The sequence below is a fragment of the Cyanobium sp. BA20m-p-22 genome, assembly GCF_024346275.1.
Lineage (GTDB): Bacteria > Cyanobacteriota > Cyanobacteriia > PCC-6307 > Cyanobiaceae > Cyanobium_A.
This window is the reverse complement of sequence record NZ_JAGQCQ010000214.1, coordinates 1-6,449: the sequence shown is the minus strand read 5'-3', so window position 1 is coordinate 6,449 and position 6,449 is coordinate 1. Positions and strand designations below refer to the sequence as shown.

Sequence of the window (6,449 nt, the reverse complement as noted above, 5' to 3'; positions counted from 1 at the left end):
CACCTGTCGTATCTCGGCCGACCAGCTCTTCTACCTGCAAAGCCGGGGTATTGGTTTTGAAGAGGCCGTTTCGATGATGGTTAGTGGCTTTTGCCGCGACGTGTTCAACCAGCTGCCGATGGAATTTGCCGCTGAGGCCGACAAGTTGCTTGCCCTCAAGCTCGAGGGATCAGTTGGCTGAATTTTCCTGGCTATTTATTGACTCCTATCTATTCCTTTCCCTTCCTATTGCCACGCTGTGATTCGCTCCGACGCCCCACTGTTGCTTGAGATCCGTGATCTCCATGCCCGTGTGGAGGATCAACCGATCCTCAAGGGTGTCAACCTCTCGGTGCGTGCCGGTGAAATTCACGCGGTGATGGGCCGCAACGGCAGCGGTAAGAGCACCCTCTCCAAGCTGCTGGCCGGCCACCCCGCCTACAGCGTGACCGGCGGCAGCGTGCTCTTCCGGGGGCAGGACCTGCTGGCGCTCCAACCGGAGCAGCGGGCCAGGATTGGCGTGTTCCTGGGCTTTCAGTATCCGGTGGAGATCCCCGGGGTCAGCAACCTGGAATTTCTGCGGGTGGCGACCAATGCCCGCCGGGTCGAGAGGGGCGACGAGGAGCTCGATACCTTTGCCTTTGAGGATCTGGTGCGCGAGCGGTTGAAGCTTGTTCAGATGGATCCTGCCTTCCTGGAGCGCTCGGTGAATGAGGGTTTCTCAGGGGGCGAGAAGAAGCGCAATGAAATCCTGCAGATGGCGCTACTCGAGCCGCTCGTGGCGATTCTCGATGAAACCGATTCCGGCCTCGACATCGACGCCCTGCGGATAGTGGCTGGGGGTGTCTGCCAGCTGGCCGGCCCCGACAACGCCACCCTGCTGATCACCCACTACCAGCGCCTGCTGGATCTGATCACCCCCGACTATGTGCACGTGATGGCGGCCGGCAGGATCCTGCGCACCGGCGGCAAGGAGCTGGCCGTTGAACTGGAACGCAGCGGCTACGACTGGGTGGACCAGGAGGTGGCCTGATGCTCGCGTTGGCCTTGCCGAAAACCGCCGCCTGGCTGGCGGAGCTGGCGGGCGAGACCCTACCGGGCCGCCGTCAGGAAGATTGGCGCTTCACCGATCTCGCCCCGCTGCAGTCCGTTGCAGCCGAGCTGTGGTCGGGCCCCGATCCCTTCAGCCAGTGCAGCCTGCCCGGGGGAATCAGCCGGATCGCTCCTGCGCAGGCCCAGCTGCTGCTGGATCAGGGTCTGCAAGCCACTGGCAGTTCTGCCGCCTGGCCGGTGCGGCTCAACCGGGGCGCGTCTCCCCACTTTCTCGCCCTGCGGGTGAGCGGCTCAGTCGAGCCCCTGCAGCTTACTTTCGATGCGGCAGCAGGCCAGGGCCTGCTGGCCCTGCAGTTGCTGCTTGTGCTCGAGCCGGGGGCCAGCCTGGAGCTCTTGCTGCACCACGGGTCGCGGGCAGCCAATGCCACCAGCTTGGTGACGGTGGCCCAGCTGGGCCAGGGGGCCAAGCTCAACCTTGGCGTGCTGGCTCCGGGGGACGCCCAAGCCAGCCTGCTCAGCCACCTGGCCATCAGCCAGGCCCCCGCCAGTGAGCTGCAGCTCACCACCGCCTTGGGGGGCTGGGCTCTGAGCCGATTTGAGCCCCGCATCTGCCAGAGCGAAGGTGCGGCCCTCACCCGCCTGCGGGCCCTGCAGTTGGTGGCTGGCCAGGAGCTGGCCGATACCCATAGCCAGGTGCAATTCAACGGACCAGATGGCCAGCTCGACCAGCTCCACAAGGTGGTGGCCGATGGCGATGGCCGCAGTGTGTTCAACGGCGCCGTGCGGGTGCCGCGCAGCGCCCAGCGCACCAACGCCGCCCAGCTCAGCCGCAGCCTGCTGCTCTCGGATCGGGCCCGGGTGGACACCAAGCCCGAGCTTGAGATCGTCGCCGACGACGTGAAGTGTGCTCACGGCGCCACCGTCAGCCGACTGCAGCAAAATGAGCTTTTCTATCTGCAAAGTCGGGGCATCGCCGCCGACCAGGCCTCCCGGCTTCTCTTGCGGGGCTACTGCGATGAGGTGTTGCGTGAGCTGCCTGCCGCCGCGGCTTCTGCCCATCCCCTCCAGCTCCTGCTGCGGGAGCGCCCATGACCATGACCGCCTCCCCGCTGACCCCAGCCTCTACCACTCCCGGGCTGGCCCAATCCCTGCCCCCGGCGGAAAATCTGGCGGCCCTGACCCGGCCCGATTTCCCCCTGCTGGCCCAGACGGCCTGCCTGGGTCAGCCGCTGATCTATCTGGATTACGCCGCCACCAGCCAGAAGCCGCGCCAGGTGCTGGCGGCCCTGCAGCACTACTACGACCACGACAACGCCAATGTCCACCGCGGTGCCCACCAGCTCAGCGCCCGTGCCACCGAGGGCTTTGAGGCTGCCCGGGCCAAGGTTGCCGCCTTCATAGGTGCGGCGAGTGCGCGGGAGATCGTGTTCACCCGCAACGCCAGCGAGGCGATCAACCTGGTGGCGCGCAGCTGGGGCGATGCCAATCTCGGCCCCGGCGATGAGGTGTTGCTCACGGTGATGGAGCACCACTCCAACCTGGTGCCCTGGCAGCTGCTGGCGGCCCGCAGCGGCTGCGTGCTGCGTCACGCCGGCCTCACCGAAACCGGCGAGCTCGATCTCGACGATCTGCGTAGCCAGATCACTGAGCGCACCAAGCTGGTGAGCCTGGTGCAGGTGAGCAACACCCTCGGCTGCCTCAACCCGATCGAGCAGGTGGCTGCTCTGGCCCACGCCGCCGGCGCCCTGGTGCTTGTGGATGCCTGCCAGAGCCTGCCCCACCTGCCGCTGAATGTGGCGGCCCTCGGCGCCGACTTCCTGGTGGGCAGTTCCCACAAGCTCTGCGGCCCCACCGGCATGGGCTTTCTCTGGGCCCGCGAGGCCCTGCTGGAGGCCATGCCCCCCTTCCTGGGTGGCGGCGAGATGATTCAGGACGTGTATTTGGATCACAGCAGCTGGGCCGAGCTGCCCCACAAGTTCGAGGCCGGCACACCGGCGATCGCTGAGGCGATCGGCATGGGCGCCGCCCTCGACTACCTCAGTGCCATTGGCCTCGAGCGCATCCATGCCTGGGAGCAGCTGCTCACCCGCCAGCTGTTTGAGCGCCTGCAGGCGATCGAGGGGGTGCGGATCCTGGGCCCTACCCCCGAGCAACAACCCGACCGCGGCGCCCTGGCGGCCTTCACCGTCGACGGGTTGCATGCCAACGACATAGCTGCCCTGCTCGATTCAGCCGGCATCTGCATCCGCAGCGGCCACCACTGCACCCAGCCGCTGCACCGGCTCTACGGCCTCCCCGGCTCGGCCCGCGCCAGCCTGGGCTTCACCACCACCCCTGAAGAGATCGATCGCTTCGCCGCGGAGCTGGAGGGCACGATCACCTTCCTGCGTGAGCACAGCTAGCTAGGCCGGCGTCAGCAGCGCCAGCGCCTCGGCTTTGTCGGGTCCAGCCCAGATCCAGGAAAGGGTCCAGCCCTGGTTGCGGGCTGTGGTTCCGATCGCTTCGCGGTCAGCGGGCAGGTCGAAGTTGCTCACGTGGAAGCAGGCATGGGCCAGTTGCTGCGGCTCGAGGGCAGTCCCCCAGTGGTTGCTCATCCGTTGGGTGTAGCGCAGTCGAAAGTCGTCAACCGTTTCACCGGGTTCCCGAAAAATATCGGCCCAGAGAAAAATGCCGCCGGGGCTGATCTTCTTGCGGGCCCCCGCCAGGAAGGCCTCTTGGCTCTCCCCATCCAGGTGGTGGATGGCGAAGGAGGAATAGAGGATGTCCACCGGATTGGTGGCCGGAGCCGCTTCAGCAGCTGGCGCCGTGGCCCACTCCAGCAGGTCAGCCTGGATCCAGTCACAGGGGTAGGGCACCTCCCCCAGGGCTTTGGCAGCTAGGGGCAGGACGCTGCTGGCCTGATCCATCCCCAGGAGCGAACCGAGGGGGAGGTCCCGCAGCACTGCTGCCAGGGGGTCGGCATCGCCACAGCCCAGGTCTACAAAGTGGGGGCGGTGCCCAGCTGGGGCCCCATCGAAGTAGTGCTTGAGAACCTGCTCCACCGCCCCAACCAGGGCCCGATGGTGCATGAAATCGTGTTGCACGATTGTTTTATAGGTGCTCCATTGGTTTTCAAAGAAGTCCATGGGCGCTCGGCAACCAGTTCATTGTGCTCGCCATAGGCTGGCCGAACGTCCGAGTCCCGATGGCGACGCGCAACGCCCCAAGTCTGTTTCTGGTGGTACTAGGTGGCCGTGCACCGGGCTGTCACATCGAGCTCCACGACGTGCGCTTCGTGGCCGGCAACACGATCGAAGCGGCGCTTCCGGAGTTGCGGCGCCAGTGGTTCGGGAGGCGTGAGGGCCTGCTCCTGGACAGCTACATGGCGGTGCGAGCGGTGGATGGCTACGCGGTGAGCCTCGGGGGCGAGGCGTCCGCGCCCCGGCCCGAGCGGCTCTGGTTTGTCAACCTGGGCGCCTACCGCCCTGATTCGCTGGCGGAGCTGCACCACTTCGGCCTGGTGGTGGCCCGCTCACCCCAGGCGGCCAAGGCTGCCGCCAAGCGCCAGTGGCTGCGCGGCGCCCTGCAGCAGCACAAGGATGATCTGGTGGGCGTAGACGACTGCCTGGCGATCGAGCAGCTGGAGCTGCTGGGCGGCGAGCGCTGGCATGTGCAGCTGGAGCCCCACCCGGAGGGCCTGAGCCAGAGCCAGGTGCCGGATTGGTTCGGCTATCGGCTGATTTGAGCTGATTGGGGCCGCTGCAGCGCTCGAAGCAGCAGGCAGACAGATTTCATGACTGCAAGCGCTATTACGTCTGTTGTCGATCCTCGGATCCTTCAGATCGCGGCTGCGATTCGGGCGGAGATCCCCTACTCGGACATGCGTCTGTTCGGATCGCGGGCTTGCGGGACGGGGCGCCCAGATTCCGATGCAGATCTGTTGATCATCGTCCCGGATGCCTGGCTGGCGCAGCACAGCCGGCTTGTGGTTCTCGGTTGGCTGAGCCGAAAGTTTTCGAGCCACCGCCTGCCTCTTGATTTACTGCTGTACTCCCAGAGTGAGGTGGCTGCTCGTCGTGAATGTCGTCAGGCGGTGACCACGGTGGCGTGCCGTGAGGGGATAGTGCTCGATGGCTGAATACGAGAGCCTCACCGAGCTCAACTTCTTTGCAGTGCAGCTGCGCTACGACGATGAACTTGAGGTTGAGTCCCCTGATTGGCTGGCCTGCTTCGATCTGGTCGAAAACCTGTTGCGGCAGGTGGAGGAGCCTTGGCCTGGGGCTTGAATTCAAACCGCCTCCAGGGATGATCAGGAAACCTGGCACGCGCGCCCATGAACATCGACGACAAGGCCTGGCGCACGATCTGGCTAGAGCCGGATGGCCGCGCAGTGGGGGTGATCGATCAGACCCTGCTGCCCCACCAGTTCACGACGCGCAGCCTGCGCAGCTGCGCTGAGGCGGCCGAGGCGATCCGCACGATGGTGGTGCGCGGGGCGCCGCTGATCGGCGTGACGGGCGCCTACGGGCTGATGCTGGCCCTGCAGGCCGACCCCAGCGACGCCTCCCTGGCGGCGGCCTTTGCGCAGCTCAATGCCACCCGACCCACGGCGATCAACCTGCGCTGGGCCCTGGAGCGGGTGCGGGCGCTGGTGGCACCGCTGCCGCAGGCCGAGCGGGCCGAGGCGGCCAGGTTGGAGGCAGCAGCCATCGCCGATGAGGACGTGGCCATGGGCGAAGCCATCGGCGAGCACGGCCTGGCAATCTTCCGGCAGCTGGCGGCGGCCCGGCCCGGCGCCAGGCTCAATGTGCTCACCCACTGCAACGCCGGCTGGCTGGCCACGGTCGACTGGGGCACGGCCCTGGCCCCCATCTACAAGGCCCACCGCGCCGGGCTCAACATCCACGTGTGGGTGGATGAGACCCGCCCGCGCAACCAGGGCGCCTCGCTCACTGCCTATGAGCTGGCACAGGAGGGCGTGCCCCACACCGTGATCGTGGACAACGCCGGCGGCCACCTGATGCAGCACGGCCAGGTGGACGCGGTGATCGTGGGCACGGATCGCACCACCCGCCGCGGCGATGTGTGCAACAAGATCGGCACCTACCTCAAGGCCCTGGCGGCCCACGACAACGGTGTGCCCTTTTATGTGGCCCTGCCCGCCTCCACGATCGACTGGACAATTGGCGATGGGGTGGCCGAGATCCCAATCGAGGCCCGCAGCGCCGAGGAGGTGACCCACATCCAGGGGCGCGGCGCCGATGGGGCAATCACCACGGTGCAGCTCACGCCAACGGGCAGCGCCGGCTTCAACCCGGCCTTTGATGTCACGCCGGCGCGGCTGGTGACGGCCCTGATCACCGAGCGGGGCGTGGCTGCAGCCACCGAAGCTGGATTGGGGCAGCTCTACGCGGGCTGAGATCGGAGTGCGTCGCCCA

General features: G+C 66.6%; 9 protein-coding genes. 8 read left to right on the top strand and 1 reads right to left on the bottom strand.

The window, feature by feature from the left end:
• The 4 genes from KBZ15_RS15945 to KBZ15_RS15930 all read left to right on the top strand — a co-directional run.
• The coding region (locus KBZ15_RS15945) for a SufD family Fe-S cluster assembly protein (RefSeq protein ID WP_255016183.1) at positions 1-181 on the top strand (181 nt) is incomplete at its 5' end.
• A gap of 57 nt (positions 182-238) precedes the next feature.
• Complete coding sequence (sufC, locus tag KBZ15_RS15940) at positions 239-1,012, top strand: Fe-S cluster assembly ATPase SufC (protein WP_255016182.1); 774 nt, start codon at positions 239-241, stop codon at positions 1,010-1,012.
• Positions 1,012-2,124 (top strand): SufD family Fe-S cluster assembly protein, encoded by a 1,113-nt coding sequence (locus KBZ15_RS15935; protein ID WP_255016181.1) that lies wholly within the window; start codon positions 1,012-1,014, stop codon positions 2,122-2,124. Before sufC ends, KBZ15_RS15935 begins: the two co-directional genes overlap by 1 nt.
• A gap of 2 nt (positions 2,125-2,126) precedes the next feature.
• Positions 2,127-3,434, top strand: coding sequence for a SufS family cysteine desulfurase (locus tag KBZ15_RS15930; RefSeq protein WP_255016180.1), 1,308 nt, complete (start codon positions 2,127-2,129; stop codon positions 3,432-3,434).
• Here the strand turns inward: KBZ15_RS15930 and KBZ15_RS15925 are convergent, their stop codons facing one another.
• Positions 3,435-4,157 carry a trans-aconitate 2-methyltransferase gene (locus KBZ15_RS15925; RefSeq protein WP_255016179.1) on the bottom strand — a complete coding sequence of 241 codons (723 nt, stop codon included), beginning with the start codon at positions 4,155-4,157 and terminating at the stop codon, positions 3,435-3,437. It abuts the gene before it with no gap.
• 59 nt (positions 4,158-4,216) lie between these two features.
• Between KBZ15_RS15925 and KBZ15_RS15920 the strand changes: the two genes are divergently transcribed.
• Genes KBZ15_RS15920 through mtnA form a run of 4 tightly spaced genes read left to right on the top strand, consistent with a single transcriptional unit; the run spans position 4,217 to position 6,430 of the window.
• On the top strand, positions 4,217-4,756 hold the full coding sequence (locus tag KBZ15_RS15920) for a DUF1543 domain-containing protein (protein WP_255016178.1): 540 nt from the start codon (positions 4,217-4,219) through the stop codon (positions 4,754-4,756).
• A 48-nt stretch (positions 4,757-4,804) separates the two neighbouring features.
• The gene (locus KBZ15_RS15915; RefSeq protein WP_255016177.1) at positions 4,805-5,149 is read left to right on the top strand and encodes a nucleotidyltransferase domain-containing protein; all 345 of its coding nucleotides are present in this window, start codon (positions 4,805-4,807) and stop codon (positions 5,147-5,149) included.
• Positions 5,142-5,297, top strand: coding sequence for a hypothetical protein (locus tag KBZ15_RS15910; RefSeq protein ID WP_255016176.1), 156 nt, complete (start codon positions 5,142-5,144; stop codon positions 5,295-5,297). The genes KBZ15_RS15915 and KBZ15_RS15910 overlap by 8 nt, the downstream gene beginning before the upstream one ends.
• A gap of 47 nt (positions 5,298-5,344) precedes the next feature.
• Positions 5,345-6,430 carry an S-methyl-5-thioribose-1-phosphate isomerase gene (gene mtnA / locus KBZ15_RS15905; protein ID WP_255016175.1) on the top strand — a complete coding sequence of 362 codons (1,086 nt, stop codon included), beginning with the start codon at positions 5,345-5,347 and terminating at the stop codon, positions 6,428-6,430.
• Positions 6,431-6,449 lie beyond the last annotated feature (19 nt).

Coding starts and splice junctions, on each gene's coding strand:
- KBZ15_RS15935 (WP_255016181.1), top strand. CDS start 1,012: ATGCTCGCGTTGGCCTTGCCGAAAACCGCCGCCTGGCTGGCGGAGCTG.
- KBZ15_RS15930 (WP_255016180.1), top strand. CDS start 2,127: ATGACCGCCTCCCCGCTGACCCCAGCCTCTACCACTCCCGGGCTGGCC.
- KBZ15_RS15925 (WP_255016179.1), bottom strand. CDS start 4,157: ATGGACTTCTTTGAAAACCAATGGAGCACCTATAAAACAATCGTGCAA.
- KBZ15_RS15920 (WP_255016178.1), top strand. CDS start 4,217: ATGGCGACGCGCAACGCCCCAAGTCTGTTTCTGGTGGTACTAGGTGGC.
- KBZ15_RS15915 (WP_255016177.1), top strand. CDS start 4,805: ATGACTGCAAGCGCTATTACGTCTGTTGTCGATCCTCGGATCCTTCAG.
- KBZ15_RS15910 (WP_255016176.1), top strand. CDS start 5,142: ATGGCTGAATACGAGAGCCTCACCGAGCTCAACTTCTTTGCAGTGCAG.
- mtnA (WP_255016175.1), top strand. CDS start 5,345: ATGAACATCGACGACAAGGCCTGGCGCACGATCTGGCTAGAGCCGGAT.